Origin of the sequence: Ferrovibrio sp. MS7, from assembly GCF_038404985.1 — a bacterium.
Classification (GTDB): domain Bacteria; phylum Pseudomonadota; class Alphaproteobacteria; order Ferrovibrionales; family Ferrovibrionaceae; genus Ferrovibrio; species Ferrovibrio plantarum.
This window is the reverse complement of sequence record NZ_JBBKBA010000001.1, coordinates 2,654,228-2,670,573: the sequence shown is the minus strand read 5'-3', so window position 1 is coordinate 2,670,573 and position 16,346 is coordinate 2,654,228. Positions and strand designations below refer to the sequence as shown.

The following is a 16,346-nucleotide window of genomic DNA, read 5'->3' as shown; positions in this document are numbered from 1 at the left end:
CTCATGGCCTGCTCGGCCGTCATCGTCGCGTATAACAGCGGCAGTGTTATCGACGCCTGCCTGCAAAGCTTGGGCGGCATCGACGACATCGTGGTGGTGGACAATGCCGCCGACGAGGCACTGCGCCAGCGGCCCGGCATCCGATATATCCGCAACGCGGAGAATCTCGGCTTCGGGCGCGGCTGCAATACCGGCATCGCGGCGGCGAAGCATGACCTGGTGCTGCTGGTGAATCCGGATGCGGTGCTGGAACCCGGCGCCCTCGATACGCTGCTGGCTGCCGCTAGGACCTACCCGGAAGCGGCATTGCTGATGCCCGCCATCCTCAATGCCGATGGCCATGCCGAACCGAGCCACGATGCCGGCCTGTTCGAGAAACGCGCCATGCCCAAGCGCCAGGGCGAGCCCGAGCCGGAGGGCGATCTCTGCGCCAATTTCCTCTCCGGCGCGGTGCTACTGCTGCGCAAGGCCACCTTCGAGGCCATCGGCGGCTTCGATCCCAATATCTTCATGTATTTCGAGGATGACGACCTGAGCCTCAGGCTGCGCCAGGCCGGCCATGCCTTGGTGCGGGTGAATGCGGCACGCGCCCGCCATATCGGTGGCGGCTCGTCTGGGCCCAGTGATGCCGTGCTGCGTTTCAAACAGTGGCATTTCGCCTGGTCGCGGCTCTATATCGAGCGCAAATTCAATGGCGCGGCTGCTGCCTGGCGGCATGGCCTGCCGATGTTGCTGAAACACGCAATCAAAGCCCTGCTTTATGGCCTCACCGGCAGGCACGACAAGGCATTGCGCGACGGCGCCCGGGCCAGGGGTTTCCGGCTGTTTCTCTGCGGCCAGCGGCCGCCAACAAAAATCTGAGGAGAGGAAACATGAGCGATATCCTGAGCGAAATCCGCGATGGCGTGCAGGTCATCACCCTGAACCGGCCGGACAAGAAGAATGCACTGACCCTGGCGATGTACAATGCGCTCGCCGACGCGCTGCGTGCCGGCGATGCCGACCCGGCAGTGCGCGCCATGGTGCTGACCGGCGCCGGCGGCAGCTTCACCTCGGGCAACGACCTCAACGATTTTCTCAACAATGCACCGCGCGGCGATGACCGCCCGTCGCTGCGGTTCCTGAAAGCCATCAGCGAAGCCGAGAAGCCGCTGCTGGCGGCGGTGCGCGGCCCGGCGGTGGGTGTCGGCAGCACCATGCTGCTGCATTGCGATCTGGTTTATGCCGCGCCGAGCGCACGCTTCAACTTCACCTTCACCAACCTGGCCCTGGTGCCGGAAGCGGCTTCCACCATGCTGCTGCCGCGCCTGGTCGGGCACCAGAAGGCCGCCGAACTTTTCTTGCTCGCCGAAGCCTTCGATGCCGCTGCGGCAAAGGAAATCGGCATGGTGAATGCCGTGCTGCCCGAGGAGGAGGTGCTGGATTTCACGCTGGCCCAGGCCGCCAAACTGGCGCGCAAGGCGCCGACCGCACTGAAATCCACCAAGCGGCTGATGAAGCATCATACTGGCGATGTGCCGGGCCAGATCGCTGCCGAAACCGTGCTGTTCGAGCAGCAGCTCAAATCGGCTGAAGCACGCGAGGCGATGACCGCCTTCTTCGAGAAACGCGCACCGAAATTCTAGGCTGCTTCAGGCTTTACCACGGCAATCGCGGCACAGGCCGACCACTTCGATGGTCTGGCGCTCGACCTTGAAGCCAAGCGAGGCGGCATTGTGCTGGATGCGCTTGCCGAGTTCGGGATCGCTGATCTCGAATGCCGTGCCGCATTCCCGGCAGAGGAAGATTTCCTGCTGCCGTTCATGCCCCGGCTCGGTGCAGCCGATGAAGGCGTTGAGGCTTTCAACGCGGTGTACCAGGCCGCTTTCGACCAGGAAATCCAGAGCGCGGTAAACAGTGGGCGGCGCCACCTTCTGGCCGTCGCGGCTCAACTCGCCGAGCAGGTCATAGGCGCCGGCCGGCTTGTGGCTGTTCCAGATCAGCTCCAGTACCCGGCGGCGGATCGGCGTCAGCTTTGCGCCCGTGGCGGCGCAATGCGCCTCGGCCTTCTCCAGCGCATCGGCGATGCAGACGGCATGGTCATGACCATGCTGATGGGCATGCCCCCCATGAGCATGGTGGCTGTGGTCGTGGTTATGATGCTCGGCGGCCTCGCGCGCAGCCATGACGGAACTCCCGGGACGATTCCTCTCTAATATAGGGTGCCCGGCAGGTTACGTCAGCGCAGGAATTGGGCGATCAGGGCAATCTGTTCCGGGGTGTCCAGCGCCGGGGCATGGCCGATGCCGGGGATTTCCACCAGCCGGGCCCGGGGGCCACGCTCGGTCATCGCCTGGGCAACGCGCGGCAGCAGCAGGTCGGAGACGGCGCCGCGCAGCAGCAGGGTCGGCGTCTCGATCAGGTCATAGAGCGGCCAGGCATCGCCGCCGCCTGTCCCCTGCTTGGCCAGCACGCCGGCAATCTGCGGATCGTAATGCGGCGTGACGCGGCCATCCGGCAGGCGGCGGTAAGAGGTTTCCACCAGGCGGCGCCAGCCGGCATCGGAGGCGATGCCGAAGGGCGCATAGATGGTGCGAAAATAGCCTTCCAATTCCGAAACGGAAGCAAAGCTTGGCGGGTTGCCGGCATAGCTCAGGATCCGCTGCACTGCTTCCGGCGCGATCTCGGGGCCGACATCGTTGAGCACCAGCTTGGTGACGCGGCCCTTGAGCGTGTAAGCCGCCGCCATCATGCCGATCAGGCCGCCCATCGAGGTGCCGACCCAGCGCAAAGTCTCGGCGCCAAGATGATCCGCCAGTTCCTGCGCCTGCTGGGCGTAGAACGCCACGGTGTATTCCTGCTCCGGCGCCGGGCTCCATTGCGACAGGCCACGGCCGAGCGTATCCGGTGCCACGGCATAGTAATGCGGCGCCAGGGCCTCACCCAGCGGCGCGAAATCCCAGCCATTGCGTGCAAAACCATGCCACAGGATCACCACTGGGGCGCCCTTGGTGCCCCAGGCCTGGTAATGCAGTTCGCGGCCCTTGAGCGTGATGTAATGCGACGTGGCGCTGGTCACGGCTTGATACTCCGCAATTTGCCGACGATGCCGGTGGGGAAATAGTAGACGCTGAGCACGAACAGGATACCGAGCCAGAGCAGCCAGCGGTCGGCATGGAAAAGCTGCGGCAGCAGCGGGATACCGGCCTCGGCCGCCGCCTCGCTCACCTGCCCCATCAGCACCTGCAGATAATTCTGCGCCAGAATGAACAGCGTGGCGCCGATCACCGCGCCATAGAGCGTGCCCATGCCGCCAATCACCACGATCAGCAGGATATCCACCATGATGGTGAAGCTGAGCGTGGTGTCGGGGTTGGTATAGCCATTCCACAGCGCGATCAGCACGCCGGCCAGCGTCGCCATGCCGGCCGAGAGACAATTGGCGATAGAGCGGTAGACCACGACGCGATAGCCCAAAGCCTCGGCACGGAATTCATTCTCGCGGATAGCCTGCAGCACTCGGCCGAAGGGCGAGTTGACCACGCGCAAGGCCAGCAGGAACAGCACCACCGCCACCAGGAACAGCAGGTAATAGGCGATGATCTTGCCGTTGATGGTGACACCGAGGAAGTCCTCCTCGAGGGGCCGGAAGGAGCGGCGCAGCAGGCTCGGCACCGAGAAGGAGCGGCCATCCTCGCCGCCGGTGAAATCCGACAATTGCGAGGCCAGGATGGCAAAGGCGGAAGCCACCGCCAGCGTGATCATGGCGAAGAAGATGGCACGTACCCGCAGGCTGAACAGGCCGATCAGTAACGCGAGCAGGATGGCGATGATCAGTGCCGAGACAACACCAACGCCGACCAGGCTCCAGCTCGGCTCGGAGCCATAGAGCGCGATGGCAACGCCGTAGCCGCCGATGCCGAAGAACATGGTATGGGCGAAGGAGACGATGCCGGTATAGCCGAGCAGCAGGTCGTAGCTCGCCACCAGGATGATGAAGATGCAGATTTTCGCCGCCGTGTTCAGCGGCTGGCTGCCATCGAACACGAAAGGCGTGGTGGCAAGCCCGAGCAGGATCAGCAGCAGCACGGCGCTGAGCGGCTTGGAGCGCGGGAAATCGCCGGAGAGCAGGCTATGCAGCATGGTCTGTCCCTCTCCTTACCGCTTCGCTACCGGGAACAGGCCCTGCGGCCGCCACAGCAGGATCAGCACCATCAGCAGGATGCTGCTGCCCAGCGCCAGCTTCGGCGCCAGGAAGCCGGTATAGTTCGCCACCAAGGCGACCAGCAGCGAACCGACGAAGCAGCCGCCGACCGAGCCAAGCCCGCCGATGATGATGACGATGAAGATCAGCACGTTCACTTCCATGCCCATGCCGGCGGTCAGCGTCTGGCGATAGAAGGCCCAGAGCACGCCGCCCAAGCCCGCCAGCGCCGAACCGGCGATGAACACGCCAACGAACAGCCGGCGGATGCGGTAGCCCAGCGCCTCGACCATTTCCGGATTCTCGACACCGGCGCGGATCAGCAGGCCGATCTTGGTGCGGTTCAGGCCAATATGCATGGCGACGAATACCGCCAGGCCGAGGATCACGGCGATGACGCGGTATTTCTCCATCGCCGCATCACCGATGACAAAGGCACCGCGGAAACTTTCCGGCAGCTTGATCGGGATCGGGCTGGCGCCCCAGATGACGTGGATCATCTGCTCGGCGACGATCATGCCGCCCATGGTTATCAGGATCTGCTTGAGATGCTGGCCATAGACCGGGCGGATGATGACTCGCTCAAAGAAATAGCCAAGCGCACCGGTCACCGCCATCGAAACCAGGATGCAGAGCAGCAGCACCGCGACATTGAGCCAGACATTGTCGGCAATCGCCCAGGCCTGCAGCGGCACCAGCACGATGAGCGCGACATAGGCACCGAAGGAGATGAACACGCCATGGCCGAAATTCAGCACATCCATCAGGCCGAAAACCAGCGTCAGGCCCGATGCCATCAGATAGATCATCATGCCCATGGCGAGCGCCGCCACGGTGAGCGTGACCCAGGTGGACGGATTGCCGACCAGCGGCAAGGCAGCCAGCGCCAGAGCCGGCACCAGCAGCAGCGGCAGCCAATCGGTCTTGGCCTTGGGCAGAGAGGCGGTAGCGGCGGTCATTGATGCGCGTCCATGCTGAGGCCGAGCAGGCGCTGCTGCAGGTCCTTGTCCTCGGCCAGTTCGGCCATCTCGCCCTGATGCACGATGCGGCCATCGTCCATCACCGCGACGGAATCGCCGAGCATCTTGGCGGCCATGAAATTCTGCTCCACCAGCAGGATGGTGGCGCCGGTGCCCTTCAATTCGCGGAAGGCGCTGATCATGTTCATGATGATGGCCGGCGCCAGACCCTTGGTCGGCTCGTCGATCAGCAAGAGCTGGCGCGGCTCGACAATGGCCCGGGCGATGGACAGCATCTGCTTCTGCCCCCCCGAAAGCGAACCCGCCGCCAGCGACCAGAATTTCTCCAGCGCCGGGAACAGGCCGAAAATCCATTTCAGGCGCTGCGGATCCAGGTCGCCATCGCGCGCTGCCAGCAGCAGATTCTCGCGCACCGTCAGATCGGCGAAGATGCCCATATTCTCCGGCGTGTAGGCGATGCCGGCGCGGGCGATATCGGGCGTCGCTATGGCGGTGATATCGCGGCCAGCGAAAGTGACGCTGCCCTGGCTGGCCTTCCACAGGCCCATGATGGTGCGCAAGGTGGTGGTCTTGCCGGCGCCGTTGCGGCCCAACAGCATGGTGAGCTGGCCCTTGGGCACGGCGAAATCGACGCCATGCAGGATGTGATACTGGGCGATATGGGTGTGCACGCCCTTGAGTTCGAGCAAGGCTTCAGCCATTGGACTGCTCCGTCGCCGCATCGGGGCTGATGCCGAGATAGGCTTCCTGCACCACCGGCGAGGCGATCACCTCGGCCGGCTCGCCATCGGCGACAAGCTGGCCGTTATGCAGCACGATGATGCGGTCGGCCAGGCTGCGCACCACATCCATCTTGTGCTCGACCAGAAGGATCGTCTTGTTGCCGCGCGCCTTCACGGCGCGGATCAGGTCCAGCACGGTGGGCACTTCATCTACGCTCATGCCGGCGGTCGGCTCGTCGAACATGAAAACCTCCGGCTCCAGCGCCGAAAGCAACGCCACTTCCAGCTTGCGCTGGTCGCCATGCGGCAGCGCGCCGACGATGGCGTCGCGCTTGTCCAGCATGTTGACGCTGGCAAGGATGGCATCGGTCTTCTCGATCAGGTCGCGGCGATGACTCCAGAGTTGCAGCAACTGCATGCCGGCGCCGGCCTGGCTCTGCACACCGAGGCGGACATTCTCCATCACCGAAAGATTGGGAAACAGGTTGGTAAGCTGGAAGGCGCGGCCGATACCGCGCTTGGTGCGCGCCGAGGCCGGCAGGCCGGTGATATCCTGGCCGCCCAGCAGCACCTGACCGGCGGTGGCCTTGAGCTGGCCGGAAATCAGGTTGAAATAGGTGGTCTTGCCGGCACCGTTGGGGCCGACGATGGCGGTGAGCGTGCCTGGATGAAAGGCACAGCTTACCGCGTTCACCGCCACATGGCCGCCGAAGCGGATCGTCAGGTCGCGGGTTTCAAGCGAAGGCGTCATTGCAAATCCGGAAAAGGACCGGAGCAGCGCTGCTGCGCCGCTCCGGTTGATAATCAGCGCTTGTTGCGGATCGGCAGCGGCATCTGGCTCTCGGTGATGGTCTGCACCAGCTCGAGCAGGTCGTTGTCGTTCTTGCCGTCCTTCTTGACGCGGAAGTGGTACATCGGCTGCATCGCCTGATGATCGTCCTTGCGGAAGATCATGGTGCCCTTCGGCGTATCGAAGGCCATGCCTTCCATGGCGGCGATCAGCTTCTCGGTGTTGGAACCGCCGGCCTTCTGCAGCGCGGTCAGGGTCGCCGACGCGGCAGCCATGCCGCCAGCGGTGAAGAAGTCAGGCGGGCTGTTGAAACGCTTGGTATGCTCGGCCACCAGCCAGTCGTTCATCGGGTTCTTCGGGAAGTCGTAGTAGTAATAGACGGCGCCTTCCATGCCCGGATAGGGCTTGTACAGCTTCATCACCGGCAAGATGTTGCCGCCCGGCGCCATCTCGATGCCGAAACGCTCCGGCTTGAGGTCGGCGATCTTCGGCAGCGGATGCGGGCCGGCCCAGATGATCGAGATGATCTTCTTGCCCGGCTTGTCCTTCAGCGCATCGAACAGGCGCTGCGCAGAAGCGGTGAAATCGGTGGTCTGCTGCGGTGCGTATTCCTCGAACACGATTTTCACGTTCGGGCGAATCTGCGCCACGGCATCCTTCACCGCCTTCACGCCATCGCGGCCGAAAGCGTAATCCTGCGCCAGCATGGCGACATTCACCTCGCCCGACGACGGCAGCGAGGCAGCGGCGGCATAGGCGTCCTGCATCGAGTTGCGGGCGGTGCGGAAGATGTAACGGTTCCAGTTGGCGCCGGTGATGGCGTCGGCCACCGCCGGCTCCACGATCAGCACCTTCTTGTATTCAGCGGCGATCGGCAGCATGGCCAGCGCACCGCCCGAGCCGGTGGTGCCAACGGCGATGTCGACCTTGTCGTCGGCATAGGCCTGTTCCAGCAGCGACTTGGCGAGGTCGGGCTTGAGCTGGTCATCCTTGGTGATGACGCGGATTTTCTTGCCGTTCAGCGTCATGGTGCCCTTGGTGATATACTCCAGGCCCATCATGAAACCGGTCTCGGTCTGCTTCGCGTAAGCTTCCAGCGGACCGGTCTTGCTGGTGATCAGCGCGATCTTGATATCCTGCGCCAGGGCCGGCGCAGCAGTGAGTCCGGCCAGCGCCACCGCCAGACCGGCGGCCTTCAACATGCGTTGCATGGGTTTCCTCTCCCTTGGTTTGAACGCGGGACACGCTGTCACGCGAAAACACGGTGCCTGCTGGATAAGGGTTCCCTGCCCGCCTGCGGCGTGGCCTGCTCCCTCCCGAACATGACAGTTGATTCATGTTTCGTGTATTTGTACTGCTCAGGCCCCCGGGCGGTCAATACGGCAAATTTGCAATCCGCCGCTTGACAAGCCGGCGCCCAGGCGCGACTTCTTACCTGACAAACGATTCATGTTTCACATGACGGCAAAAATGACCAAGCCTGGGGGGAAAAAGGCTCTGCCGGCGCCAAAAACCGGGCGCGGCGAGAGCACACGGCGGAAGATTCTCGATGCTGCCAAGCGCGACATCGGCCGCAAGGGCTTTGGCGAGGCGTCGGTCAGCACCATCACGGCCGAGGCCGGCGTCGGCCAGGGCACCTTCTACATCTACTTCCGCAGCAAGGAAGATGTGATGCGGGAACTGGTGCTGCATATGGGCCGCCAGTTGCGCCAGCATCTCACCGAAGCCACCGCCGGCGCCAAGAACCGCCAGGAAGCGGAAAAGCTTGGCCTGCGCGCCTTTATCCAGTTCGTGCGCAAGGACCCGGATCTCTACCGCGTGGTAGAGGAATCGCAATTCGTCGATGCCGCCATCTATCGCAGCTATTACACCGAATTCGCCCGCGGCTATGGCGCGGCCCTGGCCAACGCCGAACAGCGCGGCGAGATGCGGCCCGGCAAGCAGGCAGGCCATATCGAGGTGCGCGCTTGGATGCTGATGGGCATTGCCGTGTTCCTGGGCCAGCGCTATGGCCTGTGGGAACCGAAGGCGCCGCTGGATGCGGTGGTCGATACCGCGATGGATGCTCTCAGCCAGGGCATGTTCAAATGACCCTGGTCCGGCTGGACCGGACCGAGGCCGTTGTCTGGCTGGACCGGACCGAGGCCGTTGCCCGCCTCACCCTGGCGCGGCCCGAGCGGCATAACAGCCTGGTGCCAGCCTTGCTGCACGATCTGCTGGCGGCACTGGAAACCCTGCATCGCATGCCGCCTGCCTTGCTGGTGCTGGCCGCCGAAGGCCGCAGCTTTTCCACCGGCGGCGATGTCGCCGGCTTCCACGCCGTGCCACGCGATGAGCGCCGCGCCTATGCCGCAGGACTGGTCGGCGATCTCAACCACGCCATCCTCGCCCTGCTCGACCTGCCCTGCCCTTTGCTGGGCCGCGTGCAGGGGCCGGTGACTGGCGGCGCCCTGGGACTGGTGTTGGCCTGCGACCTGGTGGCCATTACGCCGCGCTGCTTCGTGCAGCCCTATTACACCGATGTCGGCTTCAGCCCCGATGGCGGCTGGTGCGCGATGCTGCCGGACCGCATCGGCGAAGCGGCGGCGCGCGAAATCCAGTTGCTCAACCGCCGCGTCACTGCCGAGGAAATGCTGCGCCTCGGCCTCGCTCAGGCCGTGACCGAGGATCTCGACGCGGTGATCGGGCAATGGCAGGCGACTCTGCTTGGCAAGGTGCCGATGGCGCTGACCTGCACCAAGCGGCAATTGCTCAAGCCGGAACGCCGCTCAGCGATAGCCGCCGCGCTGGAGGCCGAGCGCCAGAGCTTCATCGAACAGATCGACAGCCCGGAAACCGAGGCCGGCATGGCCCGCTTCCTGGCCAAGTCGGCGTGACGGGAGGAACGTGATGGATTTCGTGCCGGACCTGGCCCTCAAGCGCGCCGAACTGACGCCGGGCCGCATCGCCTTCACCGACGATGCCACGGGCCGGCAAACCAGCTATGCCGAGCTGAATGACCGCGCCGCGCGCTTCGCCGCCGCCCTGCCCGGCCTCGGTATCAAGGCCGGCGACCGCATCGCCATCCTGTGCCTCAACAGCGTGATGTTCTTTGAAGTGCTGCTCGGCTGCGCCAAGGCGAATGTGATCCTGGTGCCGCTGAACTGGCGCCAGCCGGCACCGGAACTGCGCCCGATCCTGCAGGATTGCGGCGCCAGCCTGCTGCTGCACGATGCCGAACACGCAGCCCTGGCTGTTGAACTCGGCGTGGAAGCCACGCTTTCCGAGACCGATTACGAGGCCCTGTTGGCGCGCACTCAGCCCGGGCAATTCGCCACCCGCTGGGCGGCTTCCCAGGTCTGGTATCTGCTCTACACCTCCGGCACCACCGGCAAGCCCAAGGCCGTGATCCAGACGGTCGGCATGGCCTATGCCAATTACGTCAATGTCGGCCAGGCCATCGACCTCACCGGCCAGGACAGCACGATCAATTTTTTGCCGCTGTTCCACACCGCCGGCATCAATCTCTACACCCTGCCGATGCTGATTACCGGTGGCCGCGTGACTGTGTTGCGCAAGTTCGATATCGACGCCGCCATGCGCCTGATTGCCGCAGGCGCCTGCACGCTGTTCTTCGGCGTGCCGGCGATCTATCAGGCGATCAGCCTGCATCCGGCTTTTGCCAACACTGATTTCAGCCGCGTGCGCGCCTGGGGCTGCGGCGGGGCGCCTCTCCCTGAGCCACTGATCCGCCTGTTCGCCAGCCGCGACGTGACAGTGTGCAACGGCTTCGGCATGACCGAGACCGGGCCGACGGTTTTCCTTATGGACCGCGCCGAAGCCCGCGCCCGCATCGGCTCGGTCGGCAAGCCTCAGATTCTCACCGAAGTTCGCCTGGTGGATGAGCAGGGCCGCGATGTGGCCGAAGGTGAACCCGGCGAAATCTGGATGCGCGGGCCGAATATCACGCCGGGCTATTTCAACAACGAGGCGGCGACGCGCGGCGCGCTGACCGCCGATGGCTGGCTGAAATCCGGCGATGTCGGCCGCCGCGACCAGGATGGCTATTACTTCATCGTCGACCGCATCAAGGACATGTATATCTCCGGCGGCGAGAATGTCTATCCGGCGGAAGTGGAAACCGTACTCTACCGTTTCCCTGGCGTACTGGAATGCGCCGTGCTCGGCATCGCGGATGAGAAATGGGGCGAAGCCGGCTGCGCGGTGATTCTGCCGCAGCCCGATGCCAGGCTGGATGCGGAAGCGATCCGCGCCTTCTGCCGCGCCAACCTCGCCGCCTACAAGGTGCCCAAGCGTATCGAGATCGTGACGGAATTCCCGCGCACCGCGGCGGGCAAGATCCGCAAGCATATCCTGCGGGACCAACTGGCATGACCGAAATCCGTATCGAACGCACCCTGACCCAGGCCGATTTCGACCGCTTCGCTGCGGTGAGCGGTGACAATAACCCGATCCATGTCGATCCCGCCTTCTCCGCCCGCACCCGCTTCGGCCGCACCGTCAGCCACGGCATGCTGCTCTATACCGTGCTGTGGGGCATGATCCAGGCGCGCCATCCAGGCGCCCGACAGGCGCATCAGAACCTGATGTTTCCAGCACCGGCTTATGCCGATGAAGCCTTGAGCTTCGCACTGCTGCCTAATGGCCCCGGCCGATATGGCATCAGCGTGCGCCGTGTTGCCGATGGCACTGAGGTCTGCCGCGGTGATACCGCCATCGTGGAGGCTTGACCATGCGTGTCGGCGATATCGCCACCACCACCCGCAGCTTCTCCGTCGCGGATGTGCAAACCTTCCTCGGCCTTGCCGGCAACGCTGCCGCATCCGCCAGCGTGCCCGAACCGCTGATCGGCGCGCTGTTCTCCTATCTGCTGGGTGTCGAGTTGCCGGGGTTTGGTACCAACTATCTCAAGCAGGAAATGCGTTTCCTCGCACCAGCGCCGATCGGCCTGCCGCTGACGGCAACCGCCGAGATCACGCAATTACGGCCCGACAAGCATCTGGCCGACCTCGCCACCATCTGTACCGGCCCGGACGGCACGCGCTATTGCGAAGGCCGCGCCCTGGTGCTGATCAAGGATGTCGGCGCCTGATGGTAATGCATGTACGCGATATCGGCTCTGGCCCGCCGCTGGTTTTCCTGCATGGCTGGTCCTGCCATGGTGGCTTCTTCACGCCGCAGGTCGAGGCATTGCAAGACCGTTTCAGGCTGCTGCTGCCGGACCTGCCGGGCCATGGCCGGAGCCCGGCGCCCGACGACCTGAGCATCGCCGGCCTCGCCGATGCATTGCATGGCATGCTGATCCAGCATCGCGTCGAACGGCCCGTGCTGATCGGCTGGTCGATGGGTGCGATGGTGGCGTTCGATTACCTGCGCCGCCATGGCTGGCGCGGCGTCGCCGGCCTGGTGATCGAGGACATGACGGCGCGGATCAGCACCGATGCCGGTTGGCGTCTGGGCTTGGGCGGCGGCTTCGACGCGGCACAGAATGCCGCCACGCTCGGGCTGATGCAGGCGGACTGGAAAGGCTTCAGTGCCGCTTCCCTGCCGCATCTCTTCGCCCGTCACCACGCGCCGGATGCAGCGCTCAAGCACTGGGTCGGCGCCGAGATGGTCAAGAATGATCCCGCCACCATGGCCGCCCTCTGGGCCTCGATGGCAGCACAGGATTTCCGCGACCTGCTGCCGCGCCTGGACCTGCCCTGCCTGGTCGTTCATGGCGGCGGCAGCCAGCTTTATGCGCCAGAAGTCTCCGAATGGCTGGTGGCGACACTGCCGCATGCCCGCAGCCTGTGCCTCGACCGCTCCGGCCACATGCCGCACCTGGAACAACACGCGGAATTCAACGCCGCCCTAGCCGCCTTCGCTGCTACACTCGTCGCGCCTGAACCCGCCCGCTGAGGCGGCTGGTAAAAGGAGCGCCCATGCCCATCTGGATAAGCCGCTGGCGCCTTACCGTGCTGCTGAGCCTGCTGCTCACCGCCATGACTATTGCCATTCTGTGGAGCCATGGCGGCTCGGTAGAAGGCTACCGCGTCGCGATCCGCGCAACTGCCCGCACTTCACTTGTTCTGTTCCTGCTGGCCTATACGGCCTCGGCGCTGGCGCAGCTATATCCCGGCGCCTTCGCCCGCCGCCTGCTGCGCGAGCGCCGTGCCCTGGGCCTGAGCTTCGCCGCCTCGCATGCGCTGCATCTCTACGCGATCATCGTGTTCTGGAATGCCGACCCGGCGCTGTTCGCGACCCAGAGCAACATGGTGTCGCAGAGCTTCGGCTCCATCGCCTATCTCTTCATCGCCTTAATGGCCCTGACCTCGAATGACCGTGCCGTGCGTTGGCTGGGGCCACGGAACTGGCGCCGGCTGCATGCCATCGGCGGGCTCTATATCTGGGGCACCTTCGTGGTCAGCTTCGCCAAGCGCGCACCAGACAAGCCGCTTTACTGGGCCGCCGTAGCACTACTGTTCGCTATGATCGGGCTGAAACTCTGGGCCTGGCGCCTCAGGCGCCGGCAGGCTGCCGCAGCCGCCTGACCAGCCAGCTCGCTACCGGCCAGAACAGGATCGTAAACGTTATGACACCGAGGCTGGCGGCGATTGGCCGCTCGAAAAAGCCGAAGATGCTGTTATTCGACTTGATCATCGAGGTGACAAATGTCTCCTCCAGCATTGTCCCCAGCACCACGCCAAGGATAGCCGGCGCCACGGGAAAGCCGTTCTCCTCCATGATGTAGGCCAGCACGCCAAAGAACAGCATCACGGCAACACCGAATACGGAATTGTTGATGGCGAAAGAGCCGACAATGCAGAACAGCAGGATGGTCGGCATCAGGATATTGCCCGGCACACGCAGGATATTGGTGGCCGCCTTGATCGTCGCCCAGCCGAGTGGAATCATGATCAGGTTGGCGATGACGAAAACCAGGAAAATGGCATAGACATTTTCCGGGTTGTTGAGGAACAGCGTCGGGCCGGGGTTGAGCCCTTTCAGGTACAGCACGCCAATCGCGATGGCGGTGATCGAGTCACCCGGGATGCCGAAAACCAAGGCTGGAATCCAGGCGCCCGCCAGCGCCGAATTATTGGCGGCGCCAGACTCGACGATGCCCTCGATATGGCCAGTGCCGAATTTCTCCGGCTCCTTGGAGAATTTCTTGCTCATGGCATAGGACACCCAGGCCGCCATGTCAGCACCCGCACCCGGCTGAATGCCGATGATGGTGCCGAGCGTTGAACCGCGCAGCAGCGCGCCGGGATACTTCTTCAGCAAGTCCCACATGCCGCTGAATACATTGCCAAGCTTGTTCACCACCAGGCGTGCCGGCGGATCCATGTTGACCACGAAGCGCAGCACCTCCGATACGGCAAACATGCCGACCATCATCGGGATGATGCTGACGCCGCCCATCAATTCGGTGTTGCCGAAAGTAAAGCGCGGGAAGCCGCCGGGATTTTCCAGGCCGACGCAGGCAACCAGCAGGCCAATCAGCAATGAGATGCAAGCTTTCAAAGTGCTCGAATTACCAATGAACACGGCACAGGAGAGGCCGAGCACGACGAGCCAGAAATATTCGAAGGAAGAGAATTTCAGTGCCACCTCGGCCAAGGCCGGCGCAGCCAGCACCAGCACGGCAGTACCAAACAGGCCACCGATGGCGGAGAAAACCAGGCCAGCGCCGAGCGCCAGTTCCGCCTGTCCCTTGAGGGTCAATTGATAGGCTTCGTCGGTATAGGCGGCGGAAGCCGGCGTGCCGGGAATACGCAACAGACAGCCTGGAATGTCACCGGAGAAAATCGCCATCGCCGTGGCGGTGACGATGGCAGCAATCGCCGGCACCGGCGGCATGAAGAAGGTGATCGGCACCAGCAAGGCAGTGGCCATGGTGGCGGTCAGGCCGGGAATCGCGCCAACGACAAGGCCGAAGATCGCGGCCCCCAGCATTACCACCAGCACATACGGATCGAACACCAGGCTGAAGGCCTGCATCGTGCTCTGCATCATGGCGCGTCCCTTCCGCTTACCAGATCATGCCTTGCAGCAGCCCCCAAGGCAGCGGCACGCGCAGGAACTTGTAGAACAGCGTGTGGATGATCAGCGTGACGACAAAGGCCACCGGCAGAATCATCACCGGCCGAACCCCTAAGCCGAAGAACAGCACCGCTAGGATGATCAGGCTGGTGGGAATGAAGCCGAGCGTATCGGCGCAGAGGATATAGAAGAACAGGCTGCCGATTACGGCGAGGAAATTCACCACATGCCTGGGTGAACCGACCCAGGCACCGACCTGCACCAGCGGCATGCGCGGCCCGCGCAACCCTTTGACGATCAGCAAGCCACCGCATCCCATCAGCAGCACAGCAACCAGCGCCGGAAACGCGGCGGGGCCGATTTCCTGCCCCGGAATGGTGGGATACTTGCTGACGGCAATCAACACGGCGGCAGCAAGCAGCGCGAGCAGCGCACCGCTCAAAGCATCATGGACACGCATGGATCGTCACCCCGGGGGATGCAGAAAAAAGCCGGCGCGGCCATCGTAGCCGCGCCGGCAATACTTCACTTGGCGATACCGACCGCCTTCATCACTTCGCCCATGTCCTTGTCGGACTTGGCCATGAACTTGGCGAAGTCATCCGGCCCGGCCCAGATCACGCCGAAGCCGCGCTGCGCCATGAAGTCGTTGAACTCCTTGCCGTCATGCACCTTCTTCAGGGCCGTCAGCAGCTTGTCGGCGGCTTCCTTCGGAATCCCCTTGGGCGCCGCAATGCCGCGCCAGGCAGCCATCGTCCAGTCGCTGCCGGTGGCGCTCTTCAGCGTCGGCACGTTGGGATAAAGCGCCGAGGGCTTGGCATCCATGATGGCAAGGCTCTTGACCTTGCCGGCATCGATCAGCGCGCGTGCCTCGGGCAGCGACACCGGCGCGAGCTGCACGCCACCGGCAATCATGTCCTGCAAGCCCGGCGCAGCGCCGTTGCTCGGCACCCACGGCACGCTGGCCGGATCGATCTTCTGGTCGCGCAGCAGGCCGGCGATGGCGAGATGCCAGATGCCGCCCTGGCCGGTGCCCGACGCCTTCATCTTGCCCGGATTGGCCTTGATCGCGGCCAGCAGTTCGTTGACCGTCTTGTAAGGGGCATCGGCTGGCACCTGCACGCCGGCGGGATCGGCATTCACCAGCGCAATCGGCGTGTAGGAGGTCGGGTTGAGCTCGGTGAGGCCCTGCCAATGCATCATGGCGATTTCGACCGTGATCATGCCGATGGTGTAGCCATCGGCCGGCGCCTGGGCGATGGCGGAATGGCCGACCACGCCGCTGCCGCCGGTGCGGTTGACCACGTTGATCGGCTGCTTCAGTTCCTTTTCCATCAGGCTGGCGATGATGCGCGCCGTGGCATCGGTGCCGCCGCCCGCGCCCCAGGGCACGATCATGGTGATCGGGCGATCCGGAAACGCCTGGGCCGCACCGGCAGCGAGCATTGCTGCGCCGGCCAGCAGACCGGTCATAAACGTCTTGAAGCCACGCATGGCTATCCCTCCTGCTTGTCGTCTCCTCCGCGGCCGGGCTTGTGTCGCCCGTACCGTCCACGAATTACTATCTAGTATATAAGATGGCAGGTCAATGGGATGTGTGGCGCCTCGCGGCGAAAGCCGCATGCGTCATTTCAAGCGATAGC

The 16,346-nt window shown here is 64.0% G+C and carries 19 protein-coding genes; 9 read left to right on the top strand and 10 right to left on the bottom strand.

Annotated features, from left to right (window positions below; genetic code table 11):
• The first annotated feature begins 3 nt into the window (after nucleotides 1-3).
• Both V6B08_RS12850 and V6B08_RS12845 read left to right on the top strand, forming a co-directional pair.
• Complete coding sequence (locus V6B08_RS12850; RefSeq protein WP_341981341.1) at nucleotides 4-861, top strand: glycosyltransferase family 2 protein; 858 nt, start codon at nucleotides 4-6, stop codon at nucleotides 859-861.
• Between the two features lie 11 nt (nucleotides 862-872).
• A complete protein-coding gene (locus tag V6B08_RS12845; protein WP_341981339.1) occupies nucleotides 873-1,625 on the top strand; it encodes an enoyl-CoA hydratase in 753 nt (250 codons plus the stop codon).
• Between the two features lie 6 nt (nucleotides 1,626-1,631).
• Here the strand turns inward: V6B08_RS12845 and V6B08_RS12840 are convergent, their stop codons facing one another.
• The 7 genes from V6B08_RS12840 to V6B08_RS12810 are packed head-to-tail and all read right to left on the bottom strand — an operon-like array spanning nucleotide 1,632 to nucleotide 7,886.
• Complete coding sequence (locus V6B08_RS12840) at nucleotides 1,632-2,165, bottom strand: Fur family transcriptional regulator (protein WP_341981337.1); 534 nt, start codon at nucleotides 2,163-2,165, stop codon at nucleotides 1,632-1,634.
• Between the two features lie 53 nt (nucleotides 2,166-2,218).
• The gene (locus V6B08_RS12835; RefSeq protein WP_341981334.1) at nucleotides 2,219-3,058 is read right to left on the bottom strand and encodes an alpha/beta fold hydrolase; all 840 of its coding nucleotides are present in this window, start codon (nucleotides 3,056-3,058) and stop codon (nucleotides 2,219-2,221) included.
• A complete protein-coding gene (locus V6B08_RS12830; RefSeq protein ID WP_341981332.1) occupies nucleotides 3,055-4,122 on the bottom strand; it encodes a branched-chain amino acid ABC transporter permease in 1,068 nt (355 codons plus the stop codon). The genes V6B08_RS12835 and V6B08_RS12830 overlap by 4 nt, the downstream gene beginning before the upstream one ends.
• Nucleotides 4,123-4,137: 15 nt before the next feature.
• Nucleotides 4,138-5,142, bottom strand: a complete 1,005-nt coding sequence (locus V6B08_RS12825; RefSeq protein WP_341981330.1) for a branched-chain amino acid ABC transporter permease — start codon at nucleotides 5,140-5,142, stop codon at nucleotides 4,138-4,140.
• Nucleotides 5,139-5,864, bottom strand: coding sequence for an ABC transporter ATP-binding protein (locus V6B08_RS12820; RefSeq protein WP_341981328.1), 726 nt, complete (start codon nucleotides 5,862-5,864; stop codon nucleotides 5,139-5,141). Before V6B08_RS12820 ends, V6B08_RS12825 begins: the two co-directional genes overlap by 4 nt.
• Nucleotides 5,857-6,636, bottom strand: coding sequence for an ABC transporter ATP-binding protein (locus tag V6B08_RS12815; protein WP_341981326.1), 780 nt, complete (start codon nucleotides 6,634-6,636; stop codon nucleotides 5,857-5,859). Before V6B08_RS12815 ends, V6B08_RS12820 begins: the two co-directional genes overlap by 8 nt.
• 53 nt (nucleotides 6,637-6,689) lie before the next feature.
• Nucleotides 6,690-7,886 (bottom strand): substrate-binding domain-containing protein, encoded by a 1,197-nt coding sequence (locus V6B08_RS12810; RefSeq protein WP_341981324.1) that lies wholly within the window; start codon nucleotides 7,884-7,886, stop codon nucleotides 6,690-6,692.
• A 259-nt stretch (nucleotides 7,887-8,145) separates the two neighbouring features.
• On the opposite strand from V6B08_RS12810, the gene V6B08_RS12805 reads away from it, so the two are divergent.
• The 7 genes from V6B08_RS12805 to V6B08_RS12775 are packed head-to-tail and all read left to right on the top strand — an operon-like array spanning nucleotide 8,146 to nucleotide 13,208.
• Nucleotides 8,146-8,766, top strand: a complete 621-nt coding sequence (locus V6B08_RS12805) for a TetR/AcrR family transcriptional regulator (RefSeq protein WP_341981323.1) — start codon at nucleotides 8,146-8,148, stop codon at nucleotides 8,764-8,766.
• Nucleotides 8,763-9,551, top strand: coding sequence for an enoyl-CoA hydratase/isomerase family protein (locus tag V6B08_RS12800; RefSeq protein ID WP_341981321.1), 789 nt, complete (start codon nucleotides 8,763-8,765; stop codon nucleotides 9,549-9,551). The genes V6B08_RS12805 and V6B08_RS12800 overlap by 4 nt, the downstream gene beginning before the upstream one ends.
• 13 nt (nucleotides 9,552-9,564) lie before the next feature.
• Nucleotides 9,565-11,049 (top strand): acyl-CoA synthetase, encoded by a 1,485-nt coding sequence (locus tag V6B08_RS12795; protein ID WP_341981319.1) that lies wholly within the window; start codon nucleotides 9,565-9,567, stop codon nucleotides 11,047-11,049.
• On the top strand, nucleotides 11,046-11,405 hold the full coding sequence (locus V6B08_RS12790; protein WP_341981317.1) for a MaoC/PaaZ C-terminal domain-containing protein: 360 nt from the start codon (nucleotides 11,046-11,048) through the stop codon (nucleotides 11,403-11,405). The genes V6B08_RS12795 and V6B08_RS12790 overlap by 4 nt, the downstream gene beginning before the upstream one ends.
• Nucleotides 11,406-11,407: 2 nt before the next feature.
• Complete coding sequence (locus tag V6B08_RS12785) at nucleotides 11,408-11,767, top strand: hotdog family protein (RefSeq protein WP_341981315.1); 360 nt, start codon at nucleotides 11,408-11,410, stop codon at nucleotides 11,765-11,767.
• Nucleotides 11,767-12,576 (top strand): alpha/beta fold hydrolase, encoded by an 810-nt coding sequence (locus tag V6B08_RS12780; RefSeq protein WP_341981313.1) that lies wholly within the window; start codon nucleotides 11,767-11,769, stop codon nucleotides 12,574-12,576. The genes V6B08_RS12785 and V6B08_RS12780 overlap by 1 nt, the downstream gene beginning before the upstream one ends.
• A gap of 23 nt (nucleotides 12,577-12,599) precedes the next feature.
• A complete protein-coding gene (locus V6B08_RS12775) occupies nucleotides 12,600-13,208 on the top strand; it encodes a ferric reductase-like transmembrane domain-containing protein (RefSeq protein WP_341981311.1) in 609 nt (202 codons plus the stop codon).
• Here V6B08_RS12775 and V6B08_RS12770 read toward each other — a convergent pair.
• From V6B08_RS12770 to V6B08_RS12760, 3 genes are all read right to left on the bottom strand, one after another.
• The gene (locus tag V6B08_RS12770; RefSeq protein WP_341981309.1) at nucleotides 13,177-14,676 is read right to left on the bottom strand and encodes a tripartite tricarboxylate transporter permease; all 1,500 of its coding nucleotides are present in this window, start codon (nucleotides 14,674-14,676) and stop codon (nucleotides 13,177-13,179) included. The genes V6B08_RS12775 and V6B08_RS12770 overlap by 32 nt on opposite strands.
• A 16-nt stretch (nucleotides 14,677-14,692) precedes the next feature.
• Entirely contained in the window at nucleotides 14,693-15,163 is a 471-nt protein-coding gene (locus V6B08_RS12765; RefSeq protein WP_341981308.1) for a tripartite tricarboxylate transporter TctB family protein, read from the bottom strand.
• Between the two features lie 65 nt (nucleotides 15,164-15,228).
• Entirely contained in the window at nucleotides 15,229-16,197 is a 969-nt protein-coding gene (locus V6B08_RS12760) for a tripartite tricarboxylate transporter substrate binding protein (protein ID WP_341981306.1), read from the bottom strand.
• Nucleotides 16,198-16,346: the final 149 nt, after the last annotated feature.

What these genes read in the sequence shown, in the direction of transcription:
- V6B08_RS12850 (WP_341981341.1), top strand. Translation starts at nt 4, where the DNA reads ATGGCCTGCTCGGCCGTCATCGTCGCGTATAACAGCGGCAGTGTTATC.
- V6B08_RS12770 (WP_341981309.1), bottom strand. Translation starts at nt 14,676, where the DNA reads ATGATGCAGAGCACGATGCAGGCCTTCAGCCTGGTGTTCGATCCGTAT.
- V6B08_RS12845 (WP_341981339.1), top strand. Translation starts at nt 873, where the DNA reads ATGAGCGATATCCTGAGCGAAATCCGCGATGGCGTGCAGGTCATCACC.
- V6B08_RS12820 (WP_341981328.1), bottom strand. Translation starts at nt 5,864, where the DNA reads ATGGCTGAAGCCTTGCTCGAACTCAAGGGCGTGCACACCCATATCGCC.
- V6B08_RS12775 (WP_341981311.1), top strand. Translation starts at nt 12,600, where the DNA reads ATGCCCATCTGGATAAGCCGCTGGCGCCTTACCGTGCTGCTGAGCCTG.
- V6B08_RS12795 (WP_341981319.1), top strand. Translation starts at nt 9,565, where the DNA reads ATGGATTTCGTGCCGGACCTGGCCCTCAAGCGCGCCGAACTGACGCCG.
- V6B08_RS12815 (WP_341981326.1), bottom strand. Translation starts at nt 6,636, where the DNA reads ATGACGCCTTCGCTTGAAACCCGCGACCTGACGATCCGCTTCGGCGGC.
- V6B08_RS12800 (WP_341981321.1), top strand. Translation starts at nt 8,763, where the DNA reads ATGACCCTGGTCCGGCTGGACCGGACCGAGGCCGTTGTCTGGCTGGAC.
- V6B08_RS12840 (WP_341981337.1), bottom strand. Translation starts at nt 2,165, where the DNA reads ATGGCTGCGCGCGAGGCCGCCGAGCATCATAACCACGACCACAGCCAC.
- V6B08_RS12760 (WP_341981306.1), bottom strand. Translation starts at nt 16,197, where the DNA reads ATGCGTGGCTTCAAGACGTTTATGACCGGTCTGCTGGCCGGCGCAGCA.
- V6B08_RS12825 (WP_341981330.1), bottom strand. Translation starts at nt 5,142, where the DNA reads ATGACCGCCGCTACCGCCTCTCTGCCCAAGGCCAAGACCGATTGGCTG.
- V6B08_RS12805 (WP_341981323.1), top strand. Translation starts at nt 8,146, where the DNA reads ATGACCAAGCCTGGGGGGAAAAAGGCTCTGCCGGCGCCAAAAACCGGG.
- V6B08_RS12765 (WP_341981308.1), bottom strand. Translation starts at nt 15,163, where the DNA reads ATGCGTGTCCATGATGCTTTGAGCGGTGCGCTGCTCGCGCTGCTTGCT.
- V6B08_RS12810 (WP_341981324.1), bottom strand. Translation starts at nt 7,886, where the DNA reads ATGCAACGCATGTTGAAGGCCGCCGGTCTGGCGGTGGCGCTGGCCGGA.
- V6B08_RS12780 (WP_341981313.1), top strand. Translation starts at nt 11,767, where the DNA reads ATGGTAATGCATGTACGCGATATCGGCTCTGGCCCGCCGCTGGTTTTC.
- V6B08_RS12830 (WP_341981332.1), bottom strand. Translation starts at nt 4,122, where the DNA reads ATGCTGCATAGCCTGCTCTCCGGCGATTTCCCGCGCTCCAAGCCGCTC.
- V6B08_RS12790 (WP_341981317.1), top strand. Translation starts at nt 11,046, where the DNA reads ATGACCGAAATCCGTATCGAACGCACCCTGACCCAGGCCGATTTCGAC.
- V6B08_RS12785 (WP_341981315.1), top strand. Translation starts at nt 11,408, where the DNA reads ATGCGTGTCGGCGATATCGCCACCACCACCCGCAGCTTCTCCGTCGCG.